1 protein-coding gene is annotated in these 341 nt (G+C 76.5%); it reads right to left on the bottom strand.

The features are described from left to right. The coding region (locus tag JHN63_RS53835; RefSeq protein ID WP_234478994.1) for a hypothetical protein at window positions 1-267 on the bottom strand (267 nt) is incomplete at its 3' end. Between the last annotated feature and the right edge of the window lie 74 nt (window positions 268-341).

Genomic DNA, 341 nt, shown 5'->3' with positions numbered 1-341 from the left:
GGTGGGGGTGGTGGCGGGGCCCTGGGGGTGTCTGGCTTGTTCTCGGGGGTCTACGGCCGTGTCGTCACGGAACGTGAGGCGGTGCCGGAGGCCTGCGGCAGTGTGCCGGACGGCCATGGCGAGGTCGGCGGGGATGCGGGCGGTGCTTGCGTCGGCCGCGAAGGCCGGAGCCGGTGGGCGGGGCGTGCCCTGCGCGGCAGCGGCGCCCGCTGCCTGCGTCTGAGTCCGCGCCCGGCCCGTCCGGCGATGGAGCATGCGTATACCCATGCCCGCATCCTTACGGTCGCCGGGGGCGGGAGGCGCCTTCGCGGGGGCCACGCGAGTGACGGGCTCTCCGGGGG

Source organism: Streptomyces sp. MBT65, assembly GCF_016612545.1.
GTDB lineage: Bacteria > Actinomycetota > Actinomycetes > Streptomycetales > Streptomycetaceae > Streptomyces.
This window is presented reverse-complemented; position numbering and strand designations above follow the sequence as displayed.